This window comes from Allobosea massiliensis, from assembly GCF_042655245.1.
GTDB classification, from domain to species: Bacteria; Pseudomonadota; Alphaproteobacteria; order Rhizobiales; family Beijerinckiaceae; genus Allobosea; species Allobosea massiliensis.
This window is the reverse complement of record NZ_JBHSLU010000007.1, coordinates 201,415-227,183: the sequence shown is the minus strand read 5'-3', so window position 1 is coordinate 227,183 and position 25,769 is coordinate 201,415. Positions and strand designations below refer to the sequence as shown.

Here is a 25,769-nt window from a genome sequence, read left to right as displayed (position 1 = left end):
GGCCATGGCGGGCCCCGGACCCTCGGCCCCGGTGCCCGACGCTCCGCTTCCCGACGCGCTGCGCGGACATTGGGTCGATACCAGGGCGCCGCGCCGGCTGCGGCCCTTCCTCAAGCTCGCGCGCATCGAGCGGCCAATCGGCTGGCAGCTCCTTCTCCTGCCCTGCTGGTGGTCGGCGGGGCTGGCGGCGATCGCCTCCGGCGCGCCTTTTCCGAACCTCTGGCACTGCCTGCTCTTCCTGATCGGCGCGGTGGTGATGCGCGGCGCGGGCTGCACCTTCAACGACATCGTCGACCGCAAGCTCGACGCACAGGTGGCGCGCACGCGCGGACGGCCCCTCCCCTCGGGTCAGGTCACGGCCAGGGCCGCGGCGCTGTTCATGGTGGCGCTGTCCTTCGTCGGGCTCGCGGTTCTGCTGCAGTTCAACCGCTTCACCATCGTCGCCGGCATCGCCTCGCTCGCGATCGTCGCGATCTACCCCTTCATGAAGCGGATCACGAACATGCCGCAGTTCGTGCTGGGGCTGGCCTTCTCCTGGGGCGGGCTGCTCGGCTGGAGCGCGGTGTTCGGGCGGCTCGATGCGCCGGCCGTCCTGATCTATGCGGCAGCGGTCGCCTGGACGGTCGGCTACGACACGATCTACGCGATGCAGGATCTGGAAGACGACGTCATCGCCGGCATCAAGTCGAGCGCGCGCTATTTCGGCGATCACGGGCGCGAGGCGATCGCGCTGTGCTTCGCGATCACGGTGGTGCTGGCGGGACTCGCGGCCTGGATGGCGGGCGGCGGAGCGCTGGCTTTCGCCGGGCTTGCGGCCTTTGCGGGCCATCTCGCCTGGCAGGTTTCACGGCTCAAGGGGGCGAGCGCGAAGGTCGCGCTCTCCCTCTTCCGCTCGAACTGGCATGCCGGATTGCTGCTGGCGGCAGGCTTCGCGCTGGATGCGCTCGGCCGCTCCCTTTTCTGATCTCAGTCGGTCAGACGCTCACCGGCGACGACGACTGGGCGCTCCGCGAGCTTGCCCGTCTTGCGCCGCACCAGGAAGCGCGGACGGCGTCCGTTCAGGAAGGCATAGCGCCGCCTGACCCGGATCGGGCCGAGCGCGAGCCGGCCGATCTGCGGAAAGGGCTGCGAAATCTCGCCGTCGCTGGTCTCGAGCAGCAGCGGCATGCCGCTGGACCGACCGCAGTCGCGCCAGAGCGCCACCGCCTCGTCGCCATCGACGGTCGCGATCGTGATCGAGCGGCCGTCACCCGCCGTCAGCGCGAGCTGGAAGAGCTGATCCTCGCCTGCCGGATTGGCCAGGCGCAGCGAAACGCCACGCCAGCCGGCGGAACCCCGCAGGATCCGGACGGAGCCGATGCGCTCGATGCGCGGCGTATCCGGCTGGGCCGCAGCGGCCTCGCGGGGGGTGATCGTCGGGTCGGTCGTACCGCCGGGGCCATTCGGTGCGAAACCGAACTCCCCGGCGGCCGGCGTGACTCTGGCCATGGGTTTGACGCCTCTCTGTAATCCCTGCCGCATCGGAGCCCTCTGTGTGGTGCGGGGCTCTCGTGCTTGCCGGGAGAGATTGCGTCTCAGCTCTCTCCGAGCGCTTAAGCGGTTGGGTTAAGGGAGCGTGTCGGGGCCGTTCCAGGGCCTTCCATGGCGTGTTTCCTGCATGATGATTGACGGAATCTTTCGTCTCCGGGGCGCATTTTCGCCTTGAAGCAGGCCTTTGCCCTCCGTAGGGAACGCCCATGAGCACGCCTCCGCTACCCATCGCACCGGATCTCCTGAAGGCCGTGCGCGAAAGCTGCCTGGAAGCCGGTGCCATCGCCACCGACCTGTTCCGACCCGGAGCGAAGACGGCCGCACGGACTTGGTCCAAGAGCGGCGGCTCGCCCGTTACGGAAGCGGATATCGGGGTCGACACCTTCCTGCGCATCCGTCTCTCGGCGTTGCTGCCCGAGGCCGCCTGGCTCTCGGAGGAAACGGTGGACGATGCGCTGCGGCTGTCGCGCCGCTTCGTCTGGGTGGTCGATCCGATCGACGGCACGCGCGCCTATATGAGCGGCCTGCCGGACTGGGCGGTCTGCGTCGCGCTGCTCGACGAGGGCGAGCCGATCCTCGGTGTCGTCCATGCCCCGGCGAGCCACGCCACCTACACGACCCTGCGCGGCGGCGGTGCGCAGAAGAACGGCGGCGCCATCAGCACGACTCCCGTGTCCCGCCTCGGCGAGGCGCGCATCGCGGGCCCCAAGCCGATGCTCGACGCGCTGGCGCGGATCGAGCCCTTCGAGCCGGTCGACAAGATTCCCTCGCTGGCGCTGAGGCTGGCGCGCATCGCCGACGGCTCGATCGACGCCGGCCTGATCTCGGCGGACGCTCGCGACTGGGACCTCGCCGCCGCTGACCTGATCCTGCGCGAGTCGGGCGGGACGATGAGCGGCGGGGCCGGCGAGGCGGTGGTCTACAACCGGGCGACGCCGGTGCATGGCGTGCTCGTCGCCAGCGGCAACGGACTGTCCGCGCCGCTGCTCGCGGCGATGCAGCGGCTGCGCGAGACCCAATCGCAGCGTCTTTGACCTCGCTTCAGGCCGTCTACCGTCACGGATGCGCACTGGCGGACCATGCGGCACTCGCGCCGCGGGCCCGGATGGCTTAACAGGTGGCGCGCTGCACCTGCGGCGATTGCGGTGCACCATGCTGGAGGGATCGATGGCGGCCGAGCCGGAACAGAAACAGCTACTCCACCTCGTCTTCGGCGGGGAGCTCAGCTCCCTCGAAGGCGTGACCTTCAAGGACCTGTCGAAGCTCGACGTGGTTGGCGTCTTCCCGAACTACGCCACCGCCCACACCGCCTGGAAGGCGAAGGCGCAGGCCACGGTCGACCAGGCGCAGACGCGCTATTTCATCGTGCATCTGCACCGCCTGCTCGATCCCGACACCTGAAGGGCTCGACAGCGGCTTCATGGGCTTCTCGATTCTCAAGACGCGCGTGGCGCAGGAGGCGCTCGGCCGAATGCTGGCCGGGTATCTGCGCCTTGTGCAGCGCACCAACCGCTTCGTCGTCGAGCCGGCGGACGTCTATGAGCGTGTGCGCCCGGAGCTGCCGCTGATCATCGCGATGTGGCACGGCCAGCACATCATGATCCCGTTCTCGCGGCCGGACTGGATGCCGGCCTGCTCGCTGGTCTCGCGGCATGGCGATGGCGGCTTCAATGCCGTGGCGCTGCGCCAGCTCGGCATCGGCGCGATCCGCGGCTCGGGCGCGCTCGGCAAGAAGATCCGCGAGAAGGGCGGCGCCAGCGCCTTCCTCGCCATGCTGAAGCGGCTCAAGGCCGGCGAGACGATGGTGCTCACCGCCGACGTCCCGAAGCGCGCCCGCATCGTCGGGCCGGGCATCATCCAGCTCGCGCGGGCCTCCGGGCGGCCGCTGCACCCGATCGCGGTGGTGACGAGCCGGCGCATCGACTTCAACAGCTGGGACCGGGCCTCGATCGGCCTGCCCTTCGGACGCGGCGCCATCGTCGTCGGCGAGGCGATCCATGTCGCGCGCGAGGCGGACGAGGCCGCCTGCGAGGCGGCGCGTCTGGCGCTGGAAGCCGGTCTCGACGCCGTCCATGCCCGCGCCTATGCGTTGGTCGGCGCGCAGGACCCGGGCGCCGGGCTGAGGCAGGCGCGGCTCGCCGCCGAAGGCGCAGCGCCAGGGGCAGCGGCATGAGCGGCAAGGGCGCGATCCTCACCGGCTACCGGCTGCTGACCGGCCTGCTGGAGCCTGCTGCGGCGGGACTGCTGGTCTGGCGCCGCCGCCGCGGCAAGGAAGACCCGACGCGCCTCGCCGAGCGGCGCGGCTATCCGGGCGTGCGCCGTCCGGACCGGCCGCTGGTCTGGTTGCACGGTGCCAGCGTCGGCGAGACGGTGACGCTGCTGCCCCTCGTCGCCCGCTTGCAGAAGCGCGGCCTGACCGTGCTCGTCACCTCCGGCACGGTGACCTCGGCCAAGCTGCTGGCGGCGAGGCTGCCGGCCGGCGTGATCCACCAATATCTCCCGCTCGACGTGCCGCGCTACATGCGCCGCTTCCTCGACTACTGGCAGCCCTCGCTCGGGCTGATCTGCGAGTCCGAGATCTGGCCCAACCTGCTGATCGAGGCGCGCAAGCGCGAGGTGCCGCTCGTGCTCGTCAACGCCCGGATGTCGGAGCGCTCCTTCGCGCGCTGGTACAAGGCGCCGCAGACCTCGCGCTTCCTGCTGTCCTGCTTCGAATCCTGCCTCGCCCAGTCGCAAGGGGACGCCGAGCGGCTGGCGCAGCTCGGCGCACCACGCGTCAGCGTCGCCGGCAACCTGAAGTTCGACGTGCCCGCCCCGCCGGCCGATGCCGACACGCTGGCCATCCTCGACGGGCTGACGACGGGACGCCCGATCTGGGTGGCGGCGAGCACGCATCCCGGCGAGGAGGAGCAGGTCATCGCCGCCCATCTCGGGATGAAGCCCTATCTGCCTAACCTGCTGACGATCATCGCGCCGCGCCATCCGCAGCGGGGCGTCGAGATCGAGGCGCTGGCGGAGGCCAACGGCATCGCCCTTGCGCGCCGGGCCGCGGGCCAACTGCCGGAGCGCTGGGCGGAACTCTATATCGCCGACACGGTCAACGAGCTCGGCCTGTTCTACCGCCTCTCGCAGGTGGCCTATCTCGGCGGCTCGCTGGTGCCGATGATCGGCGGGCACAACCCGATCGAGCCCGCCAAGCTCGGCTGCGCGCTGCTGCATGGGCCGTTCGTCCACAACAACGCCGAGATCTTCGCCGCTTTCGACCAGGGCGGCGGGGCGCGCGAAGTCGCCGACGCTCAGGCGCTGGCGGGAGCCGTGCATCGCTGGCTGAGCGATCCCGCCAGCGCGCGCCAGGCGGCGCGGGCGGCCGCACAGACGAGCGGCGAACTGGGCGGCGCGCTCGGCCGCACGATCCAGGCGCTGGAACCGCTGCTGATGCGGATCGCACTCGGCCAGCGCGACGGCGCGGCCTGATGCGGGCGCCCGCCTTCTGGTGGCGCCGTCCGGGCCTGCTCGCCGGGCTGCTCGCCCCCTTGGGCTGGCTCTATGGCGCGATCACGCTGCGACGGATGCGGCAACCCGGCACTGATTGCGGCATCCCGGTGATCTGCGTCGGCAATTTCGTCGCCGGCGGGGCCGGCAAGACGCCGACCGCGATTGCGATCGCCGGGCTGCTGGCCCAGCGCGGCGAGACGCCCTTCGTGCTGATGCGCGGCTATGGCGGCAGCCTGCCCGGCCCGGTCGAGGTCCATCCCGAGCATCATGCCGCCCGTGCCGTGGGCGATGAGCCGCTGCTGATGGCGCGCCATGCCCGCACCGTGATCGCGCGCGACCGCGTCGCCGGGGCGAGCCTGGCGCGGGCGTTCGGCGCGAGCGTGATCGTGATGGATGACGGGCTGCAGAACCCGGCGCTGACCAAGCGGCTGAGGCTCGCGGTGATCGATGGCGCCTCGGGCGTCGGCAACGGCCTGTGCCTGCCGGCCGGCCCGCTGCGCGCGCCGCTGGCGGAGCAACTCGGCGAGGTCGATGCCGTGCTCGTCATCGGTGCGGGCGAACCGGGCGCGGCAGTGGCGGCGGCCGCCGCGGCGCGGGGCGTCCCGGTCCTGCGCGCGCGGCTTGACCCGGACCCGGCCGCGGTCGCGCGGCTCGCGGGCCAGGCGGTGCTGGCGGTCTCGGGGATTGGGCGACCGGCGAAGTTCGCGGCGACGCTGCGCGAGGCGGGGGCGCGGATCGTGGCGGAGCGCGCCTTCGGCGATCATCACGCCTACAGCCCCGCCGATGTCGAGAGGCTGGTGGCGGAGGCCGCGCTCTATGACAGCCTCGTCGCTACCACCGAGAAGGACTTGGTGAAGCTCGCGCCGATCTGGCCGGATGCAGAGCGCGGCCGGTTGCTGCCCGTGCCGGTCAAGCTCGCCTTCGATGCGCCGGAGCCGATCGCGGCGCTGCTTGCGGGCGCGACCGGCTCAGGGGCGGGCGCCGCGCCTTAGCCGCAGCTGCACGGCCTCCGGCGAGGCATAGGCCTCCTGCCAGTCGACGGACCAGTAGCGCAGCTCCTCCAGACGGATCGGAACGCCCGTCACGGCGCAGCGCACGAAAGCGCCCGGACGCACGACGCGAAACTCGCCATGGCCGTAATCGAGGGCCGCTTCGGACCCCGGCACCGGGGGGCGATCGCTGATGTTCATGACGATATATCTAAACCGTTGATCCGCGGAGGCAATGTCGGGATAATCCCTCCCCGTGATAGCGCCGCGCCCGACGAAGTCCAGCCTCGTGATTGCCTGCGTCGCGCGCCTCGCCGCGGCGATAGCGGGACTGTCGCTGCTGGCCGGGGCCGCGCTGGCCGGCGGCTACGAGCGTGTGCGCCTGCCGAGCTATGACGGCGATCTCGACGCCGTGCTCTACCGCCCCAAGGGGCCGGGGCCGTTTCCGGCCGTCGTCGCGCTGCATGGCTGCGGCGGGCTGTTCCGCGAGAACGGCAAGCTCTCGCTGCGTCATTCCGACTGGGGCGAACGCCTCGCCGCCGAGGGCTATCTGGTTCTGATGCCGGACAGCTATGGCTCCCGGCGGCTGGGCTCGCAGTGCGGCATCAAGGAAATGACGGTGCGCGCCAGCCGCGAACGGGTGGCGGACGCCGCCGCCGCGCGCCATTGGCTGCAGATGCGCGGCGACGTTCGCCCGGACCGGATCGCCCTGCTCGGCTGGTCCGGCGGCGGCTCGACGGTTCTCGCCGCGGCCCGCAAGGACCGCCGCCCGGCCGACGAACAGCCGGATTTCGCGCGCGCCATCGCGTTCTACCCGGGCTGCCGGGTGCAATCCGAATCCGCGAGCTTCGCAGCGCGCCTGCCCCTGCTGATGCTGATCGGCGATGCGGACGACTGGACCCCGCCCGGCCCCTGCGACTATCTCGCCAAGGCCGCGAAGGCCCGCGGCGAGAAGGTCGAGATCGTGATCTATGCCGGCGCGCTGCATGATTTCGACCACCCGCGTCTCGAGGTGAAGGAGCGCAGCGACATCGCCTTCTCCGCCACCGGAACCGGCAAGGCCACGGTCGGCACCAATCCGGAAGCGCGCGAGGATGCGATCAAGCGGGTTCGGGCGTTCCTGAGCGGTCTCTGATTCAGCCGATCAGAACAGATCGCCCTGCCCCGTCTTCGGCCCCTCGCGCCGGGCGGGACGCGCCGGACGGGCCGGCCCCTCCCCGCCACCGGCCACGACCACGCCGAAGCGTCCGCCCGCGACCTGCACGCCCAAGGCCTGGCCCGCGCGCAGCTGCCCCGGGTCGCGGATGACGGCCCCCGCTTCGTCGCGCACCAGCGCATAGCCGCGCGCCAGCACCGCCTCGGGACCGAGCGAGGCGAGCAGCGAAACAGAAGACCGCAAGCGCTCGCGGCGACGCATCAAGCTCTGCGCGAACGCGCGCTGCAGCCGCGCTTCCAGTGCCGGAAGCCGCTCGCCACGCAGGATGACGCCCCGCGCCAGCGCCCTTGCCCCGCGTTGCTCGAGCTCCTGAAGTCGCCGCCGGGCATCCGCGATGCGCCGGCTCTCGGCCGAGAGCGCCGTGTTGCGGGCCTGCGCCAGCACGCGCCCATAGCCGTCGAGCTTTGCCCGCAAGGCCGCCAGCCTCGCCATCGGAGACTGCCGCGCGAGGCGCTGGGCGGCGAGGCCGAGCTTCTGTTCGTGGACGCGGGCGTTCCGCGCCAGCGCCGGCGCCAGCCGTGCCGCCGCGAGATCGAGCCGCTGGCGCGGGCCCGACAGCACCGCCTCGGGGCCGGGCAAGGCGCGGGCGAGCGCACGCAGATCACTGCGGCGGCGGTCGGAGAGGCGACGCATGGCGCCGGCCTGGCGACGCGCGAGATCGGCGACGAGGCTCATCAGCTCGGCGCGCACCGGCACGACCTTCTCGGCCGCGCCGGTCGGGGTGGGAGCGCGCAGATCGGCGGCGTGGTCGATCAGGGTGATGTCGGTCTCGTGGCCGACGGCGGAGACGAGCGGGATCAGCGAGGCGGCCGCCGCGCGCACCACGATCTCCTCGTTGAAGCCCATCAAATCTTCGAGCGAGCCGCCGCCGCGCGCGACGATGATGACGTCCGGCCGCGGAATGCGCCCGCCCTCGGGCAAGGCGTTGAAACCGGCGATGGCGGCGGCGACCTCCGCGGCGCTGGTCTCGCCCTGCACCCGCACCGGCCAGACCAGCACATGGCGGGGAAAACGATCCTCCAGCCGGTGCAGGATGTCGCGGATGACGGCGCCGGTGGGCGAGGTGACGACGCCGATGACGCGCGGCAGATAGGGGATGAGCTGCTTGCGCTCCTGGGCGAACAGCCCTTCGGCGGCCAGCTTGCGGCGGCGCTCCTCGAGCAGCGCCATCAGCGCGCCGATGCCGGCGGGCTCAAGCGAATCGATGATGATCTGGTAGCTCGACTTGCCGGCGAAGGTGGTGATCTTGCCGGTGGCGATGACCTCCAGACCTTCCTGCGGCCGTGTCTTCAGCCGGCCGAAGACGCCCTTCCAGATCACCGCGTCGATCTTGGCGTTGGCGTCCTTCAGCGAGAAATAGACATGGCCCGAACCGACCGGGCCGCGATAGCCGGAGATCTCGCCGCGCACGCGCACGAAGCCGAAGGCATCTTCCAGGGTGCGCTTGAGCGCACCGGAGAGGTCCGAGACCGACCATTCGGGCGTATTGCCGACGGGCTTGGGCGATTCGCTGTCCATGGCGCGACCATAACGGCGTGACGGCGGCTGCAGAAGCGTTGCCGTCCGGGCGCGCGGCGGCTATTGGCCAGCCGACCCTTTGGCCCACCCAGCCCTGCGGATTGAGACGACGATGAAGATTCTTCTGATCGGATCGGGCGGCCGCGAGCATGCTCTGGCCTGGGCGATCTCGGCCTCGCCGCTCTGCGACCGGCTCTTCATCGCGCCCGGCAACCCCGGCACCGCGCAATGCGGCGAGAATGTCGTCCTCGATATCGCCGACCATGCGGCAGTCGCCTCCTTCTGCAAGCTGCAGGGCGTTTCCTTCGTCGTCGTCGGTCCCGAGGGGCCGCTGGTCGCCGGCCTCGCCGACGATCTCGCGGCCGCCGGCCTCAAGGTCTTCGGCCCCTCGAAGGCGGCTGCCCAGCTCGAAGGCTCCAAGGCCTTCACCAAGGAGCTCTGCGCGGAGTTCGGGATTCCCACCGCCGGCTTCGGCCGCTTCGCGGACGCGGCGTCCGCCAAGGCCTATGTCGCGGCGAAGGGCGCACCTATCGTGATCAAGGCCGATGGCCTCGCCGCCGGCAAGGGCGTGGTGATGGCGGAGACGCTCGAAGAGGCGAACGAGGCCATCGACATGATGTTCGGTGGCGGGCTGGGCGCAGCCGGAGCCGAGGTCGTGATCGAGGAATGGATGATCGGCGAGGAGGCGAGCTTCTTCGCGCTCTGCGACGGGACGAACGCCCTGCCGCTCGCCTCAGCGCAGGACCACAAGCGCGTCGGCGATGGCGACACCGGCCCCAACACTGGTGGGATGGGCGCCTATTCGCCGGCGCCGGTGATGACGCCCGCGATGGAAGCGCGGGTGATGAAGGAGATCATCGCGCCGACTCTCGCCGGCATGGCGCAGCGCGGGACGCCGTTCAAGGGCGTGCTCTTCGCCGGGCTGATGATCACAGCGCAGGGCCCCAAGCTGATCGAGTACAATGTCCGCTTCGGCGATCCCGAATGCGAGGTGCTGATGCCGCGGCTGAGGAGCGACATCGTGCCGGCACTGCTGGCCGCCTGCGACGGCGTGCTCGACCAGATCACCCTGCGCTGGTCGGACGAGGCCGCGCTGACGGTTGTTCTGGCGGCGCGCGGCTATCCGGCCCAGCCGGAGACCGGGAGCGTGATCAGGAACATCGACAAGGCCGCGGCGCTCGACGACGTGCTCGTCTTCCATGCCGGCACGAAACAGGAGGCAACGGGTGCGCTGCTGGCGGCGGGCGGGCGCGTGCTCAATGTCGTGGCGCTGGGCAAGACGGTGAGCGAGGCGCAGGCGCGGGCCTATCGCGGCGTCGATGCGATCGACTGGCCCGATGGATTCTGCCGCCGCGACATCGGCTGGCAGGCGGTCAAGCGCGAGCGCGAAGGCTGACAGAGGCAGGCGCCTAGCGTATATATCGTTGCCGCGTTCGATATATACGGAAGGGCGCCATGGCAATTCTGATCAAGGATGCCCACACGGACCGCGTCGTTCGGGAGTTGGCAGCGCGGACCGGTCGTACGATCAAGGAGGCGGTGCGCCTTGCCGCGGAACGCGAACTGGCCGAGCTCCCGAGCGACAAAGGGCGCATCGATCCCGTGAAGCTCGCGGAAACGCTTGCGCGGCTTCGTTCTTATCCGGTGACAGACGAGCGATCGGCCGACGAGATCCTCGGCTATGATGACAACGGACTGCCGAGGTGATCGTCGCCGACAGTTCGGCGATTGTCGCGATTGCCTTCGGCGAGCCAGAGGCTGCCCTTTTCCAAAGGCTGCTGACCGAAGCGTCCGACTGTGTCTGCTCTGCCGTCACCTTCACTGAATGCGTGATGGTCCTGATCGGCAAACGGGCCGCGACGCCCTTGCGCGAAGTGGAGGCCCTGTTCGGCGACCTCAAAGTTCGGCCTGCCGCCCTCGATCCAGAGCAAGGCCGCCTTGCGGCCGAAGCTTTCATCCGCTTCGGCAAGGGCCGCCACTGGGCCGGCCTCAATCTCGGCGACTGCTTTTCCTACGCTCTTGCCAAATCCCTGCAGGCCCCTCTGCTCTACAAGGGTGAGGATTTCGCCAGAACCGACATTGCATCTGCGCTGACGGCAGGAGCCCGACCATGAGCAATATCGACAGCCTCTTTCCCGGCTTCACCGGGCGCTGGATCAACGGGCCCGTGGGCAAGATCTTCGCCCGCGTCGGCGGCGAGGGGCCGCCGGTCGTGCTGATCCACGGCTTTCCGCAGACCCATGCCGAATGGCACCCGATCGCCGCCGAGCTGGCCAGGACCCACACCGTGGTCTGCCCGGATCTGCGCGGCTATGGCTGGTCGATGGCGCCGCATGGCGATGGCGGGCGCGAGACCTACACCAAGCGCGCCATGGGCGAGGACATCGTCGCGGTGATGCAGGCGCTGGGGCATCTGCGCTTCGCGGTCGTCGGCCATGACCGCGGCGCGCGGGTCGCCTACCGTCTGGCGCTGGACCATCCCGGCCGCGTCGAGAGGCTGGCGCTGCTCGATATCCTGCCGACGATCTCGATGTGGGAGGGCATGAATGCCGGCCGAGCCCTGCAGGTCTATCACTGGACCTTCATGGCACAGCCCGAACCGGTGCCGGAAAACCTGATCAAGGGCGATCCGCTCGGCTGGCTCGACCACACCATCGCGAGCTGGACGCGGGCCAAGTCGCTCGACCTGTTCGATCCGCTGGCGATGCAGGCCTATGGCGAGTCCTTCAGCGACCCCGCCCGGATCCATGCCGCCTGTGAGGATTACCGCGCCGGGGCGACCACCGATGTCGAGCATGACCGGGTCGATCTCGCCGCCGGCAACCGCATCCTCTGCCCGACGCTAGTGCTGTGGGGCGAGGCCGGCATCCCGGCCAAGGGCGCCAGCCCGCTCGAGATCTGGCGCGAGACCTTTGCGCCCCAGGCAGACGGACAGGCGATCGCGAGCGGGCATTTCCTGCCCGAGGAAAACCCGAAGGCGACGCTGGCGGCGCTCGCACCCTTCCTGTCGCAACCCATTGCCTGAGGCGACGCGAAGGGCCAGATCCGGCTGATGCCACGCAGCGAGCACCGCCCTCCCGATGCCACGCCGCAGGACGCCATCGCGGTCCGACGGCAGCAGCCCGGCCAGCCCGAACTCGTCCTCGTGCTCGGCGCCGGCGGGGCGCGCGGACTCAGCCATATCGTCGTGCTGGAGGCGCTCGACGAACTCGGCATCCGGCCGGCCCTGATCGCCGGCTGCTCGATGGGTGCGATCGTCGGCGCGGCCTATGCGGCCGGACTTTCGGGCCGCGATCTGCGCGAGCACGTCACCGCCTCCTTCAGGGACCGGGCCAAGGTGATCGCGCGGCTGCTCGACGCCCGCATCGGCAAGTTCACCGATCTCATGCGCGGGCTCGGCAACCCGGTGCTGATCGATGGCGAGCGGATGCTCGACCTGTTCTGGCCCGAAGCCGTGCCGGACCGCTTCGAGGATCTCGCCATCCCGTTCTTGGCGACGGCGACCGATTACCATCTTCATGCCGAGGTCGCGCTCGGCCGCGGCCCGCTGACGCCGGCCGTGGCGGCCTCGCTGGCGATCCCCGGACTGATCCGGCCGGTGGTGATCGAGGGGCGCGTGCTGATCGACGGCGGCGCGATCAATCCCCTGCCCTATAACCGGCTGATGGCGCCGGGCCGGATCGTCATGGCGGTCGACACCAGTGCGCCGGCCACCATCAGCGAGACCCGGGTTCCGAGCCCACTGGAGGCCATACTCGGCGTCAGCCAGATTCTGACGCGGACGATCGTGCAGCGCATGATCGAGCGCCAACCGCCGGACATCCTGATCCGCGCCGGCGCGGATGGCATCGGCGGGCTGGACTTCTTCAAGGCGAAGGCGATCCTGGACGCGTCCGCCGCGGTGAAGGACGAGGTCAAACGGCGGCTGACGCAAGCGCTGGAACAGGCGAGCTGAGAGCCTCCGGCGCGTCGCAGACGAAGCCGGGGAGCGCTGCGGCCAGTGCCGCCCGCCCGGATGCGGTGAGCGTCACCGCGCGGCTGTCCTTGCGGCGAAGGACCCAAGCCTTTTCGAAGCAGCGGCAGGCCAGGGCGGCGGCGAGATGGCCCGCGAGATGCGGCCTGCGCTCGCTCCAGTCGAGACAGGGGCGCAGAAGCGCGCGGCGCGGCGGCCTGTCCGGCAGGGCGATCCCGAGCGCGGCGAAGACGCCCTCGCCCGACGCCGTCAGGCCGTAGCCACCCTCCGCGACCGCAAGATGCCCGCCCGCCACAAGTGCGTCGTGGATATCCGTACCGAGCCGTCCGGCGAAATGGTCGTAGCAGGTCCGCGCCTGGCTGAGGTCGGCACCGACGCGCTGCGGCAGCTTGCGAGCGGCGGGCCCGGCGGCCGCGAGCACCATCAGCCCTTCCAGCGCCTGCGCGACCTCGGCACCGGCCAGGCGGTAGTAGCGGTGGCGGCCCTGCGCCGCGACGGCCAGAAGGCCACCTCGCAGCAACTGCGCCAGATGGCCACTGGCGGTCTGCGGGGCGACGCCGGCGAGGAAGGCGAGTTCCTTGGCGGTCAGCGCGCGGCCGTCCATCAGCGCGTGCAGGATGTTCGCACGAGCGGGATCGCCCATGAGGCTGGCGATCTCCGCGAGGTAGGGGCCGCTGGCGTTCATGACGCGAGGATGCGCCGTCCCGCCGCCAGCGCAAGAGGCGATGCTACGGCCCCGGCCGTTGCGTCCTGCAGAGACAGCGGGCCGCGGCAATGCGACAACACGGCATGCTTCAGCCTCTCAGCACCGATCCCACTCTCCTGCTGTTCATTGCCGCGACCTTTCTGCTCGCCGGCTTCGTGAAGGGTGTCATAGGCCTCGGTCTGCCGACCATTGCCGTCGGCGTGCTCGGCGTCGTCATGGCGCCGGCACAGGCCGCGGCGCTGCTCGCCGTGCCCAACCTCGTCACCAATGGCTGGCAGCTCGCGACGGGGCCGGGCCTCCGGCGCATCCTCTCGCGGCTCTGGCCGATGCTGGCGGGGATCGTGGCAGGAACCTGGCTGGGCGCGGGGCTGATCGAGCAGCAGAAGAACGGCTCCGCGACCTTCTGGCTCGGCCTCGCTCTGGTGCTCTACGGGCTCGTGGGGCTCAAGGCCGCGAAGCTGCGCGTTCCTGCCGGCGCCGAAGGCTGGCTGGGGCCGCTCGTCGGCCTGGCGACCGGTGTGGCGACGGCGGCGACGGGAGTCTTCGTGCTGCCGGCCGTGCCCTATCTGCAGGCGCTGGGCCTCGACAAGGACGAGCTCGTCCAGGCGCTCGGCCTGTCCTTCCTGGTTTCGACGCTGGCGCTCTCGGTCGGACTGCTCGAGGCCGGCGTCCTCGATGCCCGCGTCGCGCTGCAGTCCGGGCTCGCTCTCCTGCCCGCACTCGCCGGCATGGCCGCTGGCGCGGCGCTGCGCGCCCGCATCTCGGCCGCGAGCTTCAGGCTCTGCTTCTTCGCCGGGCTGCTGGCGCTCGGCGGCTATCTCGTGCTGCGCGCGACCGGCTGACGCCGGTCGCGCCGGGCCTCAGCGGCCGCGGGTGTTGTAGGCGAAGCGGCGATTGCTGCGCTTGATGCCGTACCAGGCCAGTTGCCGGTCGCCGACATCGACATGGACGAGCCCGTTCGAATAGGAGCCGACGCCACCGACAGCGTCCAGCGTCTTCGCCACCGCCGCGGCCTTGCGCGGCGTCGTCGCCAACGGGCGGAAATCGATGGCCTTGCCTTTGTAATGCTGGGAGTTGCGGGCGTGGCGCCCGCCGCAGGTCGAGGTGATCTGGATCGGACCGATCTTCTCGACGAGCTCGCGGATCATGGCGACGGTTTCGGCCTTGAGGCAGCGCAGCCCCTTGACCTGGGGCTGGAATGACACCTGCTCGATCGCGGAGTCGGCGCGCGCAAGAACAGGCACCGAGACCGTGAAGATCACGGCCATGACAATACAACGCATTACTAACCTGACGTGATGGGGAGAGAGGAAGGCTCAAGCCACCATCGCATGGTCTGGCTGAGCGGTTCGGGCGCTTCACTAGAGCGATCACGCGGCCAAAACAAGGCAGATCATCTGACATGATCTGAAACTGTAGCCTTCCCGTGGTCGGCACGATTCGAGATGATGGCTGAAACGCTCCGGAATCGACGCGGATTATCAATGGTTACAAACGCATTTATCAGCCTGCGCCGGTTTCGGCCGCTGGCCGACGGATTTCGGCCGACGATAAGAAGACCTCGCCCGGAGGATTCGCGGCATCGCATTGACGCAGCGCTAACCGCAGGGGCTCTCGGCGAGAGCAAGGGCTGTTCACGCGTGCTACCGTTCGACCGTCCGATCCTGCGGGGAAGACGGAGGATGACCGACGAGACGCGCAACTATCTCCTCTCCGAGATAGAGACGCTGCAGGCCACGGTGTTCAAGGCCGGGGCGCTGAACGCCAAGACGCTCGGCATGGCGGCCGAGAAGCACATCGAGAACGTGCTGCCGCTGGTGGCGCTGTCGCCGCCCCTGGAGGAGGCGACCTACCTTGCCGTAGCCCAGATCGCCCAATTCGCGCGGCTGCTCTATGGCCAGGCGCCGGTCGCCGAGATCGAGCAGGCGCGGCGCAGCACATTGGTCGCGGTCGATGCGCTGGCGGCGCTGCTGCTGGCCTCGCTGCAGGATCAGCCAGCGCAGATGCAGATGGCCGAGCCCGCCGCCGAAGCGCTTCCCCTCGCCGGCTGAGCCAGGCGCTCCTAGCGTCGATCGCTGAAGAAGTCGCGCAGCAGAGCCGCCGCCTCGCTCTCGCGCAGGCCGCCATAGATTTCGGGCGCATGATGGCAGGTCGGGCTGGCATAGAGCCGGACCCCGTTCTCGACCGCCCCGCCCTTGGGATCGCCCGCGCCGAAATAGAGCCGGCGGATGCGGGCGAAGGAGATCGCCGCCGCGCACATCGGGCAGGGCTCGAGCGTGACATGGAGATCGCAGCCGATCAGGCGCTCCGAGCCCAGCGCCTCGCAGGCCAGCCGCAGCGCTAGCATCTCGGCATGGGCCGTCGGATCCCTCAGTTCCAGCGTGCGGTTGCCGGCGCGGGCGAGCACCACACCGTCCCGGCTGACGACCGCTCCGACCGGCACCTCGCCACGCGCGGCAGCGGCGCGCGCCTCGTCGAAGGCGATGGCCATCGGATCGGTCGCGGGCATGGACAGCGGCGCGGGCTGCTGCAGGGCCATCTCACCTCCGTTTTTGACGCTCGCGGCGCCGGGAACGCTCTGCTACAAGCGCCGGCTACACAGCCAATTTCGAGCCTGTCCAGCGTGCGAAGCGGATCTCCGCCCGCGAGACGACCGGCTCAGGAGCCATCATGAGCGACGACAACAATCAGAAAAGCCGGGGCCCGCGCAAGGGTGGAACCGGCGGACGCGGCGGCGGGTCCGGCGGCGGCCGCGATGGCGGCGGCTTCGGCGGCAGGGGTCCACGCAGCGGAGCGGCCGGCGGCGAGCGCAAGCCGTTCCGCGGCCGCAGCGAGGGCGGCGACCGTCCGGCTCGCGCAGAGGGCGCAGCACGCCCGTTCCGGGCCCGCCCTGATGGAGAGCGCAGTGCGAGCCGTCCGCCGCGCGAGGGCTTTGCACCCCGCGGCGAGCGCCCTGCTTCCGGGGGCAAGCGCTTCGACAAACCCCGCTCCGACAATCCTCGCCTCGACCGGCCCCGCTCCGACGGCCCGGCGCGTCCGCGGCGCGCCCGCGAGGAGGCTCCGGCGCCCGAGGCCAAGCTGCTGCCCTCGCTGATCCCCGAGCCGGAGCGTATCGCGAAGGTGATGGCGCGCGCCGGCGTCGCCTCGCGCCGCGACAGCGAGGCGATCATCCTCGAAGGCCGCGTAAGCGTGAACGGTCGCGTGATCGACAGCCCGGCGCTGGATATCGGCCCCGACGATGTCGTGCTGATCGACGGCGAGCCGCTGCCGGCGCGCGAGCGCACGCGGATGTGGCTCTACCACAAGCCGCGCGGGCTGGTGACGACCAACCATGATCCCGAAGGCCGGCCGACGGTGTTCGACGCGCTGCCGGAGGATCTGCCGCGCGTGCTCTCTGTGGGGCGGCTCGACATCAATACCGAGGGCCTGCTGCTGCTGACCAATGACGGCGGCCTGGCGCGCATGCTGGAACTGCCCGAGACGGGCTGGCTGCGGCGCTACCGCGTGCGCGCCTTCGGCTCGGTGACACAGGACAGGCTCGACACGCTGCGCGACGGCGTGACCATCGACGGCGTATCCTATGGCCCCGTAGTGGCGCGTTTCGAGCGCCAGCAGGGCTCCAACACCTGGCTGACGGTCGATCTGCGCGAGGGCAAGAACCGCGAGGTCAAGACGGTGCTCGAGCATCTCGGCCTCGACGTGAACCGGCTGATCCGGGTCTCGTTCGGGCCTTTCCAGCTCGCCGACCTGCCCGAGGGCGAGGTCGATGAGATCCGGTCGCGCGTGCTGAAGGACCAGCTCGGCGAGGAGCTGATGGCCAAGGCGGGCGTCGATTTCGAGGCGCCGCGCCGCGACGAGGCACCGGCGGCCCCGCCGAGACCTCCGCTGAGCAAGGCTGCGCCGAGTGGCGACGATCGCCCACGGCGCCGGCGCGAGAGTGGCGAGGCGGAGGGCAAGCCCGAACGCTGGCAGAGCGACGCGGTGCGCACGCCCTCGCGCGACGACCGCAGCGACAAGCCGTGGAAGCGCACCGTCTGGCGTGACGAAGAGGCGCAGCCCCAGCGCGAGCGCAAGGCTCCGCCGCGCCGCGGCGCCGACCCGAAGGCCGAGCGCCAGACGCGCGAGGCTAGCGGCGAGGTGGTGCGTCGCCGCGACAAGGCGATCGCCGATCCCAAGGGCCGGCGCGTGCTGGTCGAGCGCGTTGCCTCCGCACGCGAGGACGCCCCGGCGCGTGAGGCCATCAACCCGAAGCGCAGGCCCGATCGCCTGCCGCGCAGCGAGCGCGGGGCGGCAGGCCGCGAGGGGCGCGCCTCCCGCGCGCCCGAGCGGGCGAGCGGCGGCGAGCGTCCCGCCCGCCGACCGCGCAGCGAAGGCGGCGAGCGCGAGCGCCTGCAGGAGCGGCCCGAGCGCGCGCCCCGCGGCGACCGGCTCGATCGGGCTCCGCGCGAGGGCGGCGAGCGTCCGCCGCGTCGTTTCGACGACGCTCCGGGCGGCGCCAAGCGCAGCTATGCGGCACGCTCCAGCGAAGGGCCGGCGGGCCGCAGCGGCGAGCGCAGCGGGGGCAAGTCCTTCGGGGCCAAGCCCGGCGGCGGCCGGCCCTTCGGCGGCAAGCCGGGCGGCGGTGGACGTCCGGGTGGCGGCCGCCCCGGCGGCGGGTCCAAGGGTCCACGCTCCGGCGGCAAGCGGGACTGACGGCTAGCCGATGCGGATCGTCGGCGGACGTTTGCGCGGACGGGCGCTGGCCGGCCCCAAGCCGGGGATCGGGACCATCCGCCCGACCTCGGACCGCCTGCGCGAATCCCTCTTCAACGTGCTCGCCCATGCCTATGACGACCCGCTCGACGGCGCGCGCGTGCTCGACCTCTTCGCGGGCACCGGCGCGCTCGGCTTCGAGGCGCTGTCGCGCGGCGCCGCTTTCGCGCTGCTGGTCGACGACGGCACCGAGGCGCGCAGCCTGATCCGCGAGAACCAGATGGCGCTGGGGCTCGCCGGCCACAGCCGCGTCTTCCGGCGCGACGCGAGCAAGCTCGGCCCGATCAGCGCCATGGACCCCTTCGCGGTCGTGTTCTGCGACCCGCCCTACCGCAAGGGACTCGGCGAGACAGCGCTCGCCTCGGCCCGCGACGGCGGCTGGCTGGCCCCCGGCGCGCTGGTGATCCTGGAGGAGGCCGGCGACGCCGAGATCGCCCTGCCGGACGGGTTCGAATTGCTGGAACGGCGGGAGTACGGTGAAACGCAGGTGCTGATCCTGCAGGCGAGCCAGCCGTGACGGTTCGCCCGATGCCCATCGCGCATCGGGCCGCAGCCGAAATCGCATGACGCCGCGCGCCGCGACCCACGCATAGTCGCGCGATGTCGCACCCGTCTGGCCGTTCGCTGCTGCTCGTCCCGCTGCTGGGCCTGCTCTGGGGCTTCAACTGGCCGGCGGTGCGGATCGCGCTGACCGAGATCGCGCCCTGGACGCTGCGGGCGAGCGGCATGACCTTCGCCGGCTTGTTCCTCGTCGCGGTCGCTCTCGTGCGCGGCCTGACGCTGGCGGTGCCGCAGGCGCAATGGCTTCGATTGGCGGTCGCCGGGTTGTTGTCGATCGCGGCCTTCAACATCCTGCTCGCCTTCGCTCAGCTCGTCGCGCCGACCTCGCGCGCGGCGATCCTGACCTTCACCATGCCGATCTGGGCGACGCTGCTCGCCCGCTTCGTCCTGGCCGAGCCGATCGACCGGCGGCGGCTGGTCGGGCTCGGGCTCGGCATGGCGGGGCTGGCCTGCCTCGGCCTGCCGCTGATCGCCGGCGGCGGCCTCTCCTTCGGCCTGCTGCTGGCGCTGATCGCGAGCGTGAGCTGGGCGCTGGGCACCATCGTCAGCAAGCGCTGGCCGGTGAGCGCGCCGGCGCTGACCATCGCCGCCTGGCAGCTCCTCATCGGCGGCGCAGCCGGGGGGGCTCGGCATGCTCGTCTTCGAGGGCGTGCCGGTGCCCAAGATGCTGGAGGCGCGGACGGTGGCGGCGCTCGCCTTCCACATCCTCGGCGCGCAGGCGCTGGCCTATGTGCTCTGGTTCACGGTCATCGCCAGGCTGCCGGCCGGCATCGCGAGCCTGGGCACGCTGATGGTGCCGGCGGTGGGCGTGCTCGGCTCGGTGCTGCTGCTCGGCGAGCGCCCGACGCCGAGCGACTGGCTCGGCCTCGCGCTGGTGATCGCGGCGTCCGGCTCGATCCTGATCCCGGGACGGGCGAAGGCGGGGGGCGTCGCCGAAGCCGGCTGAGCCGCGGAGCCGCCGTCTGCCGCGGGGATAAGCAGCCCATCTTATCCCCGGTAGGCTCCGCGTGCCTGATCTTCGCATCCGTCGCGGAGGTCAGACGCACGGATGCCCCTTCCCTATCCAGATCACTGGCGTTCCCGAAGCGCCGCGCTGCAGCGCAGGCGGCTTGCGAGCCAGATCGCCGGCGACCGCATGATGCGGGCCCTGGCGCGGCTGCAGGCGCTCGTTGAGAAGGCCGGCTTCCGCGAGGATCAGCCGCGCATCCCTGCCGGCAACGGCCGCGAAAGCGGTCAGTGGCGGTATGTCGAGGGCTATGCTCAGGGCCGGCAGCCGGGCATCGGCGACAATGGCGGGCCGTCACTCGACCCGCCCGACCCTCCGAAAGAACCGCCCAAGGACAGGGTCTCGAAGACCCAGGCCGCGAAGGCGCTGGCCAAGCAGATCGCCCGCGCGGCGCTGCGGCGAGCAGGCCCGATCGGCGCGGTCGTCACCGCGATAGAAGCCGGCCACTGGCTGTACTCCGAATGGCCGTCGATCCGGTCCTATCAGGATCCGCCCCAATCGCTCACCGAACTCCAGCAGCAGGCGGGGCAGCGGCGGCCGGGTTATGACGACCATCACATCGTCGAGCAGGGTGCGGGAGGGCGTGAAGGCTTTCCGCGCTCGATGCTCGACGGCCCCGACAATGTTGTCAGCATACCCCGCTACAAGCATCATGAAATTACGGGCTGGTACACGGCCAAGAATCCAAACTTCGGCGGCCTCTCGCCACGCGATTATCTGCGAGGTCGGGACTGGTCCGAGCATGTGCGGGTCGGACAGCAGGCATTACGACAGTTCGAGGTGCTCAAATGAGCAGGGTCAATCTCAAACGGCTGTCGACGAACGATCTGCTTCTGCTGTTCGAGAAGCTGTGCGTCGAGCAGTACGATTCTCTCGATCGCCAGGAGTACGCGGCTTTCAACCGGCGATACGATCGAATCCAGGCGATCGAAGACGAGCTGAAGTCGCGTCCCGGGGATCAGCGCCGCATCCTCATGACGCTCTTCGGCCATCCCAACATGCAAGTGCGACTCACTGCAGCGCGGGCCACCCTTGCCGTCGATTATCTCGCAGCCCGTCGCGAGATCCAGGAGATCGCCGACTCCAAATGGGGTCCGCAATGCGGAGACGCCGGCATGACCCTGATCAATCTGGACAATGGGATTTATCGGCCGAGTTGAGGCAGCCCCTCATCGGCGCCCGAACAGGCGCTCGATATCGGCGAGCTTGAGTTCGACATAGGTCGGGCGGCCGTGGTTGCACTGGCCGGAATTGGGCGTGACCTCCATTTCGCGCAGCAGCGCGTCCATCTCCTCGGGGCGGAGCCGACGGCCGGCGCGGACGGAGTTGTGGCAGGCCATCGTCGCCAGGACATGGTCGAGGCGTCGCTCCAGGGAACCGGCGGTTCCGTGCTCAGCCAGCGCGTCGGCGACGTCGCGGACGAGCTTCTGGAGGTTGCCGCCCGCGAGCTGCTGGGGCGCCTCGCGAACCAGAACCGCACCCGGACCGAAGGGCTCCAGCCTCAAGCCGAGCGTCGCCAGATCCTCGCTCGCCGCGTTCAGCCGGTCGGCGTCGACGGGGTCGAGTTCGACCACCTCGGGCAGGAGCAGAGGCTGCGTCGCGATGCCGCTGCGGGCGCGCTCGGCCTTGAGGCGCTCATAGACGAGGCGCTCATGGGCGGCGTGCTGGTCGACGATGACGACACCTTCTCGCGTCTGGGCGACGATATAGGTCTCGTGGAGCTGGGCCCGGGCGGCGCCCAGCGGCCGGTCGAGCGCGTCCGGCGCGGGCTCCGCGAGATGGGCGCGGGCGTCGGCCGAGGCGACGGCGAACCCGGCGAAGCCCTGCTGCGGTCGCGCGTCGAAGCCGGCGACGGGCGCGTTCCAAGCGGGCGTCTCCGGCAGGGTCGGGCGCAAAGGCGAGGTGCTGTTGCCGGTGCCAGCGAAGACCGCGCGGAAGGCCTCCAGCGTGCGCGCGCCGCCGGTCGTGGTGGCGCGGTGGCCGGCCTGCGCCAGCGCCGCCTTCAGCCCGGACACGACGAGGCCGCGGACCAGCTGCGGATCACGGAAGCGGACCTCGCTCTTGGCCGGGTGAACGTTGACGTCGACGGCGCGCGGATCGCAGGCGACATCGAGGAAGAGCACGGGGTGGCGGTCGGAGGGCACGACATCGGCATAGGCGCCGCGCACCGCCGAGAGCAGCAGCTTGTCGCGCACCGGCCGGCCATTGACGGCGAGATGTACGCCGGCCGAGGTGCCGCGGTGGAAGGTCGGCAAACCGGCGAAGCCGGTGACGTGGACGCCCTCGCGTGCCGCATCGAGCCGCAGGGCGTTCTCGGGGAAATCGCGCCCGAGCGCGCGGCCGAGCCGGCGCAGCTGCCCCTCCTCGCCGATCGCTTCCGCCGGCCAGTCGAAGGGCGAGACATGCTCGCCCTCGAGCGAAAACCGGATCGCCGGATGGGCGATGGCGAGGCGCCGCAGCATCTCCGAGACGGCCTGCGCCTCGGCCCGGTCGCTCTTGAGGAATTTCAGCCGGGCGGGGGTGAAGGCGAACAGATCGCTGACCTCGATGCGCGTGCCGGGTGCGGCGGCGACAGGGCGGACCACGCCCTTCTCGCCGGCCTCGACGATGAGGCCGACGCCCTGGGGGGCATCGTGGCGGCGGGTCGCGATGGAGAGCCGCGCGACCGAGCCGATCGAGGGCAGCGCCTCGCCGCGGAAGCCGAGCGACTGGATCGCGAAGAGATCCCCATCGGGTAGTTTCGAGGTGGCGTGGCGCTCGACGGCGAGCGCCAGATCCTCGGGCGTCATGCCGGCCCCGTCATCGACGACGCGGATCAGTTCGCGCCCGCCTGCCCGGATCGTGACCGCGATCGATCGCGCGCCGGCGTCGATGGCGTTCTCGACCAATTCCTTCACCGCCGCAGCCGGCCGCTCGATCACCTCGCCGGCGGCGATGCGGTCGACCAGGACGGGATCGAGGCGGCGGACGGGCATGCGGGTTCCGGAGCGGCGGGCGGCGCGGCGAATCGAGGGGTAGCGTCACGGCAGGATAGGGGATGGGGGCGAGTCGTGCCCAAATCGGATTCGCCAGCCCCAAATGAACGGGCGCGGGGAACCCCTCCCCCTTGTGGGGAGGGGCAGGGGTGGAGGTCGGGCCGCTCGGTCAGCGGTCACCAAGCGGAACCACCCCCATCCCCATACCCTTCCCCACAAGGGGGAAGGGAGGAGCGCTACTGGGCCGGCCTCGTCTGCGAACTCACACCAGCCCGACCGGCCGGCCGACCGCCTGGACCAGCAGGCGCGGGTCACCGAAGAGGCGCTCCGCCACGCGCTTGACGTCGGCCAGCGTCACCGCGGCGAAGAGGCTGTTGCGTTCGCTGAGGAACTCGGGCTCGAAGCCGTTGACGGCGAGGCCCAGCAGTTCCGAGGCGATCTTCGGCGAGGTGTCGAAGCGCAGCGGGTAGGAGCCGATGATGTAGCGCCTGGCCTCCTCGACCTCGTGCTCGCTCGGCCCCTCATTGGCGAGCTTGGCCATCTCCTCGCGGATCACGCTCATGGATTCAGCGGCGCGCTCGTTCTTGGTGGCGGTGCCGCCGACCAGCATGGCGCCCTGGCGCAGCGGCAGCAGGCTGGAGGAGACGCCATAGGCAAGGCCGCGCTTCTCGCGCACCTCCATAAACAGCCGCGAGGTGAAGGCCGAGCCGCCCAGGATGTGATTGAGCACGCTGCCGGCGATGAAATCCGGATCGTGCCGCATCAGGCCGGGGCCGACGAAGCGCAGCACGGTCTGCGGTACGTCGAGATCGATGGTGTGGGTCTGGCCGAGACCCTGGATCGGCAGGGCCTCGGCCGGCTGCGCGCGCGGCAGCCCTTCCGGCAGCGCACCGAAGATCTGGTCGAGCCGGCTTGCGAGTTCGTCGGCCGTGATGTCGCCGACGACGACCAGCTTCAGCCCGGCCCGTGCCAGCAGATCGCGCGAGAGCGCCTTCAGCGCGGTCGCTTCGAGCTGCGAGACGCTGTCGACATCGCCCTTCTCGGGCCGGCCATAGGGGTGGCCGGGGAAGGCGGCGGCGTAGAGCGCGTTGCGGCAGAGGGTTTCGGGGTTCTGGGCCTGGCGCTGCAGGCCGGAGATGACCTGGCCCTTGACGCGCGCGACGGCGTCGTCATCGAAGCGCGGGGCGTTCAGCGCCAGCGCCAGCAGCTCGAAGGCGGTGTCGCGGTGGCTCGACAGCGTCTGGAGATGGCCGTGGAAGTCGTCGCGGCGGGCATCGAAGCCGAGGCTGATGGCGTGGTCGGCGAGCTTGCCCTGGAAGGCCTCGGCGTCGAGATCGCCCGCGCCTTCGTCGAGCAGGCCGGAGACGAGATAGGCGCTGCCGGCGGCGTTCTCGGGATCGCGCGTCGCGCCACCGTCGAAGGCGAAGTCGACCGCGATCAGCGGCAGGCTGTGTTCCTCGACCAGCCAGGCCTCGACGCCGGCGGACGAGCGGACCTTCTGGACCGGGACCGAGGGGCCAGCGAGGCTGGTGGCGGCAGCGGGAATCGGAGCGTTCATGTCATGTCCTGGCTCGGGCCGGAACGCGGCCCCGTGCGGAAGGAGGACGGAGTCAGGCGGCGGGCAGGAGCAGGCCGGTGACGCCGCGGTCGGGCCGCAGATAGCGCCGCGCCGCTTCGAGAACAGCCTCACGCGACACGGCCTCGATCCGCTGCGGCCAGGCCAGCACGTCCTCGACCGTCTCGCCGACGGCCAGCGACGCCCCGAAAATGCGGGCGAGCGAAGACTGGCTGTCGCGGGCGAAGACCGTCTCGGCGACGAGCCGGGTGCGGGCGCGGGCGAGTTCGAGTTCGCTCGGCCCCTCGCTGAGGAAGGCGGCGAGCGCTGCATCGAGCCCGGCTTCCAGCGCGGCCATCTCGACGCCGGGGCGGGGGCTCACCGAAAGTTGGAAGGCGGCGCGGTCGACCATCGAGCCCATGAAGTAGGCGCTGGCGCCAGCGGCGAGATCGGCCTCGACACAGAGGCGGCGATAGAGCCGCGAGGTGGTGCCGCCACCGAGGATCTCGGCCAGAAGCTCGAGCGCGAAGACCTCGCCGGCATCGCCGCTGAGATAGGTCGGCGTCAGCCAGCCGCGCCGCAGCGAGGGCTGGCGCACGCGCGGGTCGCTCAGCGAGACCCGGCGCGCCGCACGCGGATGGGGCTCGGCCGGGCGCTTGCGGACCGGGGCCTCGCCGCGGGCGGGAATGGCGCCATAGGTCTCTTCCGCGAGGCGGCGGACGGTCGCGGCATCGGTGTCGCCGGCGACGACGAGGATCGCGTTTTCCGGCGTGTAGAAGCGCTGGTAATAGGCGAAGGCGTCGTCCCGATTCAGGCCCTCGATCTCGTGCTCCCAGCCGATGATCGGGGTGCCATAGGGGTGATGGACAAAGAGCGCGGCCGAAAACTCCTCGCCGAGCTGGGCGGCCGGGTCTGCATCGACGCGCATCTTGCGCTCTTCCAGCACCACGTCACGCTCGGGCCCGACGACGCTCTCGTCGAAGGCCAGCCCGGTCATCCGGTCGGCCTCGTAATCCATCATGGCGCGCAGATGCTCTTTCGGCACGCGCTGGAAATAGGCGGTGTAGTCGAAGGAGGTGAAGGCGTTCTCCTGGCCGCCAAGCCCGGCGACGATCTTGGAGAACTCGCCCGCCGGCCATTTCGCCGTGCCCTTGAACATTAGATGCTCGAGGAAATGCGCGATGCCGGACTTTCCGGCCGGATCGTCGGCGGAGCCGTTGCGGTACCAGACCATGTGGGTGACGACGGGCGCGCGCCGGTCCGGCACCACCACGATGTCGAGACCATTTGCGAGGCGAAAGGATTCCACCGGCTGGGCGGCTCCGGTCGGCTGCGCATGCATGTTCACCTGGACCGTCTCCGTGATGGGGGCGCCGGCGGCGCGTTCAGATGTCAGTGAGGCGGCCGCGCCGGGACGACGCGCCGCCTCTCCATGCATTTATGTGTTGCCGGCGCGAACCGCCAGTGGCCGGCCCGGGGCCGCGACACCGCAG

29 protein-coding genes and 1 pseudogene are annotated in these 25,769 nt (G+C 70.8%); 20 read left to right on the top strand and 10 right to left on the bottom strand.

Features of this window, described 5'->3' with window-relative positions:
* Nucleotides 1-4: 4 nt before the first annotated feature.
* Nucleotides 5-964 carry a 4-hydroxybenzoate octaprenyltransferase gene (ubiA, locus tag ACFPN9_RS04175; RefSeq protein ID WP_066721041.1) on the top strand — a complete coding sequence of 320 codons (960 nt, stop codon included), beginning with the start codon at nucleotides 5-7 and terminating at the stop codon, nucleotides 962-964.
* A 2-nt stretch (nucleotides 965-966) separates the two neighbouring features.
* Here the strand turns inward: ubiA and ACFPN9_RS04170 are convergent, their stop codons facing one another.
* On the bottom strand, nucleotides 967-1,488 hold the full coding sequence (locus ACFPN9_RS04170) for a DUF6101 family protein (RefSeq protein WP_066721038.1): 522 nt from the start codon (nucleotides 1,486-1,488) through the stop codon (nucleotides 967-969).
* Between the two features lie 248 nt (nucleotides 1,489-1,736).
* On the opposite strand from ACFPN9_RS04170, the gene ACFPN9_RS04165 reads away from it, so the two are divergent.
* The 5 genes from ACFPN9_RS04165 (at nucleotide 1,737) to lpxK (ending at nucleotide 6,017) form a co-directional block, all read left to right on the top strand.
* Nucleotides 1,737-2,564 (top strand): 3'(2'),5'-bisphosphate nucleotidase CysQ, encoded by an 828-nt coding sequence (locus ACFPN9_RS04165; RefSeq protein ID WP_066721035.1) that lies wholly within the window; start codon nucleotides 1,737-1,739, stop codon nucleotides 2,562-2,564.
* 133 nt (nucleotides 2,565-2,697) lie between these two features.
* Nucleotides 2,698-2,931 carry a DUF4170 domain-containing protein gene (locus ACFPN9_RS04160; RefSeq protein ID WP_066721032.1) on the top strand — a complete coding sequence of 78 codons (234 nt, stop codon included), beginning with the start codon at nucleotides 2,698-2,700 and terminating at the stop codon, nucleotides 2,929-2,931.
* 19 nt (nucleotides 2,932-2,950) lie between these two features.
* Complete coding sequence (locus ACFPN9_RS04155) at nucleotides 2,951-3,703, top strand: lysophospholipid acyltransferase family protein (RefSeq protein WP_066721030.1); 753 nt, start codon at nucleotides 2,951-2,953, stop codon at nucleotides 3,701-3,703.
* Nucleotides 3,700-5,004: a 3-deoxy-D-manno-octulosonic acid transferase gene (locus ACFPN9_RS04150; protein ID WP_066721029.1), complete on the top strand. Its 1,305-nt coding sequence runs from the start codon at nucleotides 3,700-3,702 to the stop codon at nucleotides 5,002-5,004. Before ACFPN9_RS04155 ends, ACFPN9_RS04150 begins: the two co-directional genes overlap by 4 nt.
* Entirely contained in the window at nucleotides 5,004-6,017 is a 1,014-nt protein-coding gene (gene lpxK / locus ACFPN9_RS04145; RefSeq protein ID WP_066721027.1) for a tetraacyldisaccharide 4'-kinase, read from the top strand. Before ACFPN9_RS04150 ends, lpxK begins: the two co-directional genes overlap by 1 nt.
* Here lpxK and ACFPN9_RS04140 read toward each other — a convergent pair.
* Nucleotides 5,994-6,215 carry a DUF2093 domain-containing protein gene (locus ACFPN9_RS04140; RefSeq protein WP_066721024.1) on the bottom strand — a complete coding sequence of 74 codons (222 nt, stop codon included), beginning with the start codon at nucleotides 6,213-6,215 and terminating at the stop codon, nucleotides 5,994-5,996. The genes lpxK and ACFPN9_RS04140 overlap by 24 nt on opposite strands.
* Nucleotides 6,216-6,270: 55 nt before the next feature.
* Between ACFPN9_RS04140 and ACFPN9_RS04135 the strand changes: the two genes are divergently transcribed.
* Complete coding sequence (locus tag ACFPN9_RS04135; RefSeq protein WP_245282510.1) at nucleotides 6,271-7,149, top strand: dienelactone hydrolase family protein; 879 nt, start codon at nucleotides 6,271-6,273, stop codon at nucleotides 7,147-7,149.
* A 9-nt stretch (nucleotides 7,150-7,158) separates the two neighbouring features.
* Here ACFPN9_RS04135 and xseA read toward each other — a convergent pair whose 3' ends face one another.
* Nucleotides 7,159-8,748, bottom strand: coding sequence for an exodeoxyribonuclease VII large subunit (gene xseA / locus ACFPN9_RS04130; protein WP_066721021.1), 1,590 nt, complete (start codon nucleotides 8,746-8,748; stop codon nucleotides 7,159-7,161).
* Between the two features lie 112 nt (nucleotides 8,749-8,860).
* On the opposite strand from xseA, the gene purD reads away from it, so the two are divergent.
* From purD to ACFPN9_RS04105, 5 genes are read left to right on the top strand one after another with little or no spacing between them, the layout of a single operon-like run.
* Nucleotides 8,861-10,144 (top strand): phosphoribosylamine--glycine ligase, encoded by a 1,284-nt coding sequence (gene purD / locus ACFPN9_RS04125; RefSeq protein WP_066721019.1) that lies wholly within the window; start codon nucleotides 8,861-8,863, stop codon nucleotides 10,142-10,144.
* 59 nt (nucleotides 10,145-10,203) lie between these two features.
* Nucleotides 10,204-10,455 (top strand): type II toxin-antitoxin system VapB family antitoxin, encoded by a 252-nt coding sequence (locus ACFPN9_RS04120; RefSeq protein WP_066721016.1) that lies wholly within the window; start codon nucleotides 10,204-10,206, stop codon nucleotides 10,453-10,455.
* Nucleotides 10,452-10,862, top strand: a complete 411-nt coding sequence (locus ACFPN9_RS04115) for a type II toxin-antitoxin system VapC family toxin (protein ID WP_066721014.1) — start codon at nucleotides 10,452-10,454, stop codon at nucleotides 10,860-10,862. Before ACFPN9_RS04120 ends, ACFPN9_RS04115 begins: the two co-directional genes overlap by 4 nt.
* A complete protein-coding gene (locus tag ACFPN9_RS04110) occupies nucleotides 10,859-11,773 on the top strand; it encodes an alpha/beta fold hydrolase (RefSeq protein WP_066721011.1) in 915 nt (304 codons plus the stop codon). The genes ACFPN9_RS04115 and ACFPN9_RS04110 overlap by 4 nt, the downstream gene beginning before the upstream one ends.
* A 27-nt stretch (nucleotides 11,774-11,800) precedes the next feature.
* Complete coding sequence (locus tag ACFPN9_RS04105; RefSeq protein WP_082735042.1) at nucleotides 11,801-12,703, top strand: patatin-like phospholipase family protein; 903 nt, start codon at nucleotides 11,801-11,803, stop codon at nucleotides 12,701-12,703.
* Here the strand turns inward: ACFPN9_RS04105 and ACFPN9_RS04100 are convergent.
* The gene (locus tag ACFPN9_RS04100; protein WP_082735041.1) at nucleotides 12,663-13,406 is read right to left on the bottom strand and encodes an ArsR/SmtB family transcription factor; all 744 of its coding nucleotides are present in this window, start codon (nucleotides 13,404-13,406) and stop codon (nucleotides 12,663-12,665) included. The two genes, ACFPN9_RS04105 and ACFPN9_RS04100, sit on opposite strands and share 41 nt — an antisense overlap.
* Nucleotides 13,407-13,510: 104 nt before the next feature.
* Between ACFPN9_RS04100 and ACFPN9_RS04095 the strand changes: the two genes are divergently transcribed.
* Entirely contained in the window at nucleotides 13,511-14,269 is a 759-nt protein-coding gene (locus ACFPN9_RS04095; protein WP_066721008.1) for a sulfite exporter TauE/SafE family protein, read from the top strand.
* A gap of 18 nt (nucleotides 14,270-14,287) precedes the next feature.
* On the opposite strand, the gene ACFPN9_RS04090 is transcribed toward ACFPN9_RS04095, so the two are convergent.
* Entirely contained in the window at nucleotides 14,288-14,695 is a 408-nt protein-coding gene (locus tag ACFPN9_RS04090; RefSeq protein ID WP_066721006.1) for a peptidoglycan L,D-endopeptidase MepK, read from the bottom strand.
* A gap of 414 nt (nucleotides 14,696-15,109) precedes the next feature.
* Between ACFPN9_RS04090 and ACFPN9_RS04085 the strand changes: the two genes are divergently transcribed.
* Nucleotides 15,110-15,478, top strand: coding sequence for a hypothetical protein (locus ACFPN9_RS04085; protein WP_066721004.1), 369 nt, complete (start codon nucleotides 15,110-15,112; stop codon nucleotides 15,476-15,478).
* An 11-nt stretch (nucleotides 15,479-15,489) separates the two neighbouring features.
* Here the strand turns inward: ACFPN9_RS04085 and ACFPN9_RS04080 are convergent, their stop codons facing one another.
* Nucleotides 15,490-15,966, bottom strand: coding sequence for a nucleoside deaminase (locus ACFPN9_RS04080; RefSeq protein WP_245282509.1), 477 nt, complete (start codon nucleotides 15,964-15,966; stop codon nucleotides 15,490-15,492).
* A 131-nt stretch (nucleotides 15,967-16,097) separates the two neighbouring features.
* On the opposite strand from ACFPN9_RS04080, the gene ACFPN9_RS04075 reads away from it, so the two are divergent.
* The 3 genes and pseudogenes from ACFPN9_RS04075 to ACFPN9_RS04065 form a co-directional block, all read left to right on the top strand.
* Entirely contained in the window at nucleotides 16,098-18,119 is a 2,022-nt protein-coding gene (locus tag ACFPN9_RS04075) for a pseudouridine synthase (protein ID WP_156446539.1), read from the top strand.
* A 10-nt stretch (nucleotides 18,120-18,129) separates the two neighbouring features.
* Nucleotides 18,130-18,696 carry a 16S rRNA (guanine(966)-N(2))-methyltransferase RsmD gene (rsmD, locus tag ACFPN9_RS04070; protein ID WP_066721001.1) on the top strand — a complete coding sequence of 189 codons (567 nt, stop codon included), beginning with the start codon at nucleotides 18,130-18,132 and terminating at the stop codon, nucleotides 18,694-18,696.
* 83 nt (nucleotides 18,697-18,779) lie between these two features.
* Nucleotides 18,780-19,136: pseudogene (locus tag ACFPN9_RS04065) on the top strand (DMT family transporter); the annotation flags it as partial.
* Here the strand turns inward: ACFPN9_RS04065 and ACFPN9_RS04060 are convergent.
* Nucleotides 19,046-19,345 (bottom strand): hypothetical protein, encoded by a 300-nt coding sequence (locus ACFPN9_RS04060; protein WP_377815427.1) that lies wholly within the window; start codon nucleotides 19,343-19,345, stop codon nucleotides 19,046-19,048. The pseudogene ACFPN9_RS04065 and the gene ACFPN9_RS04060 overlap by 91 nt on opposite strands.
* Before the next feature lie 26 nt (nucleotides 19,346-19,371).
* Between ACFPN9_RS04060 and ACFPN9_RS04055 the strand changes: the two genes are divergently transcribed.
* From ACFPN9_RS04055 to ACFPN9_RS04045, 3 genes are all read left to right on the top strand, one after another.
* Nucleotides 19,372-19,686, top strand: coding sequence for an EamA family transporter (locus ACFPN9_RS04055; protein WP_377815425.1), 315 nt, complete (start codon nucleotides 19,372-19,374; stop codon nucleotides 19,684-19,686).
* A 192-nt stretch (nucleotides 19,687-19,878) separates the two neighbouring features.
* A complete protein-coding gene (locus ACFPN9_RS04050; protein WP_377815423.1) occupies nucleotides 19,879-20,538 on the top strand; it encodes a hypothetical protein in 660 nt (219 codons plus the stop codon).
* Nucleotides 20,535-20,906: a DUF2019 domain-containing protein gene (locus ACFPN9_RS04045; RefSeq protein WP_066720985.1), complete on the top strand. Its 372-nt coding sequence runs from the start codon at nucleotides 20,535-20,537 to the stop codon at nucleotides 20,904-20,906. The genes ACFPN9_RS04050 and ACFPN9_RS04045 overlap by 4 nt, the downstream gene beginning before the upstream one ends.
* 9 nt (nucleotides 20,907-20,915) lie before the next feature.
* On the opposite strand, the gene mutL is transcribed toward ACFPN9_RS04045, so the two are convergent.
* From mutL to ACFPN9_RS04030, 3 genes are all read right to left on the bottom strand, one after another.
* On the bottom strand, nucleotides 20,916-22,721 hold the full coding sequence (gene mutL / locus ACFPN9_RS04040) for a DNA mismatch repair endonuclease MutL (protein ID WP_066720982.1): 1,806 nt from the start codon (nucleotides 22,719-22,721) through the stop codon (nucleotides 20,916-20,918).
* 262 nt (nucleotides 22,722-22,983) lie between these two features.
* Complete coding sequence (locus ACFPN9_RS04035) at nucleotides 22,984-24,279, bottom strand: M16 family metallopeptidase (protein ID WP_377815420.1); 1,296 nt, start codon at nucleotides 24,277-24,279, stop codon at nucleotides 22,984-22,986.
* Between the two features lie 52 nt (nucleotides 24,280-24,331).
* Nucleotides 24,332-25,618 (bottom strand): M16 family metallopeptidase, encoded by a 1,287-nt coding sequence (locus tag ACFPN9_RS04030; RefSeq protein WP_066721182.1) that lies wholly within the window; start codon nucleotides 25,616-25,618, stop codon nucleotides 24,332-24,334.
* Nucleotides 25,619-25,769: the final 151 nt, after the last annotated feature.

Excerpts from the sequence above, each read along its gene's own strand:
- ACFPN9_RS04090 (WP_066721006.1), bottom strand. The coding sequence starts at position 14,695 with ATGGCCGTGATCTTCACGGTCTCGGTGCCTGTTCTTGCGCGCGCCGAC.
- lpxK (WP_066721027.1), top strand. The coding sequence starts at position 5,004 with ATGCGGGCGCCCGCCTTCTGGTGGCGCCGTCCGGGCCTGCTCGCCGGG.
- ACFPN9_RS04170 (WP_066721038.1), bottom strand. The coding sequence starts at position 1,488 with ATGGCCAGAGTCACGCCGGCCGCCGGGGAGTTCGGTTTCGCACCGAAT.
- ACFPN9_RS04075 (WP_156446539.1), top strand. The coding sequence starts at position 16,098 with ATGAGCGACGACAACAATCAGAAAAGCCGGGGCCCGCGCAAGGGTGGA.
- ubiA (WP_066721041.1), top strand. The coding sequence starts at position 5 with ATGGCGGGCCCCGGACCCTCGGCCCCGGTGCCCGACGCTCCGCTTCCC.
- mutL (WP_066720982.1), bottom strand. The coding sequence starts at position 22,721 with ATGCCCGTCCGCCGCCTCGATCCCGTCCTGGTCGACCGCATCGCCGCC.
- purD (WP_066721019.1), top strand. The coding sequence starts at position 8,861 with ATGAAGATTCTTCTGATCGGATCGGGCGGCCGCGAGCATGCTCTGGCC.
- ACFPN9_RS04160 (WP_066721032.1), top strand. The coding sequence starts at position 2,698 with ATGGCGGCCGAGCCGGAACAGAAACAGCTACTCCACCTCGTCTTCGGC.
- ACFPN9_RS04105 (WP_082735042.1), top strand. The coding sequence starts at position 11,801 with ATGCCACGCAGCGAGCACCGCCCTCCCGATGCCACGCCGCAGGACGCC.
- ACFPN9_RS04030 (WP_066721182.1), bottom strand. The coding sequence starts at position 25,618 with ATGCATGCGCAGCCGACCGGAGCCGCCCAGCCGGTGGAATCCTTTCGC.
- rsmD (WP_066721001.1), top strand. The coding sequence starts at position 18,130 with ATGCGGATCGTCGGCGGACGTTTGCGCGGACGGGCGCTGGCCGGCCCC.
- ACFPN9_RS04045 (WP_066720985.1), top strand. The coding sequence starts at position 20,535 with ATGAGCAGGGTCAATCTCAAACGGCTGTCGACGAACGATCTGCTTCTG.
- ACFPN9_RS04165 (WP_066721035.1), top strand. The coding sequence starts at position 1,737 with ATGAGCACGCCTCCGCTACCCATCGCACCGGATCTCCTGAAGGCCGTG.
- ACFPN9_RS04085 (WP_066721004.1), top strand. The coding sequence starts at position 15,110 with ATGACCGACGAGACGCGCAACTATCTCCTCTCCGAGATAGAGACGCTG.
- ACFPN9_RS04120 (WP_066721016.1), top strand. The coding sequence starts at position 10,204 with ATGGCAATTCTGATCAAGGATGCCCACACGGACCGCGTCGTTCGGGAG.
- ACFPN9_RS04035 (WP_377815420.1), bottom strand. The coding sequence starts at position 24,279 with ATGAACGCTCCGATTCCCGCTGCCGCCACCAGCCTCGCTGGCCCCTCG.
- ACFPN9_RS04140 (WP_066721024.1), bottom strand. The coding sequence starts at position 6,215 with ATGAACATCAGCGATCGCCCCCCGGTGCCGGGGTCCGAAGCGGCCCTC.
- ACFPN9_RS04050 (WP_377815423.1), top strand. The coding sequence starts at position 19,879 with ATGCGGGCCCTGGCGCGGCTGCAGGCGCTCGTTGAGAAGGCCGGCTTC.
- xseA (WP_066721021.1), bottom strand. The coding sequence starts at position 8,748 with ATGGACAGCGAATCGCCCAAGCCCGTCGGCAATACGCCCGAATGGTCG.
- ACFPN9_RS04110 (WP_066721011.1), top strand. The coding sequence starts at position 10,859 with ATGAGCAATATCGACAGCCTCTTTCCCGGCTTCACCGGGCGCTGGATC.
- ACFPN9_RS04095 (WP_066721008.1), top strand. The coding sequence starts at position 13,511 with ATGCTTCAGCCTCTCAGCACCGATCCCACTCTCCTGCTGTTCATTGCC.
- ACFPN9_RS04100 (WP_082735041.1), bottom strand. The coding sequence starts at position 13,406 with ATGAACGCCAGCGGCCCCTACCTCGCGGAGATCGCCAGCCTCATGGGC.
- ACFPN9_RS04060 (WP_377815427.1), bottom strand. The coding sequence starts at position 19,345 with ATGAGGAGCTGCCAGGCGGCGATGGTCAGCGCCGGCGCGCTCACCGGC.
- ACFPN9_RS04055 (WP_377815425.1), top strand. The coding sequence starts at position 19,372 with ATGCTCGTCTTCGAGGGCGTGCCGGTGCCCAAGATGCTGGAGGCGCGG.
- ACFPN9_RS04150 (WP_066721029.1), top strand. The coding sequence starts at position 3,700 with ATGAGCGGCAAGGGCGCGATCCTCACCGGCTACCGGCTGCTGACCGGC.
- ACFPN9_RS04080 (WP_245282509.1), bottom strand. The coding sequence starts at position 15,966 with ATGGCCCTGCAGCAGCCCGCGCCGCTGTCCATGCCCGCGACCGATCCG.
- ACFPN9_RS04155 (WP_066721030.1), top strand. The coding sequence starts at position 2,951 with ATGGGCTTCTCGATTCTCAAGACGCGCGTGGCGCAGGAGGCGCTCGGC.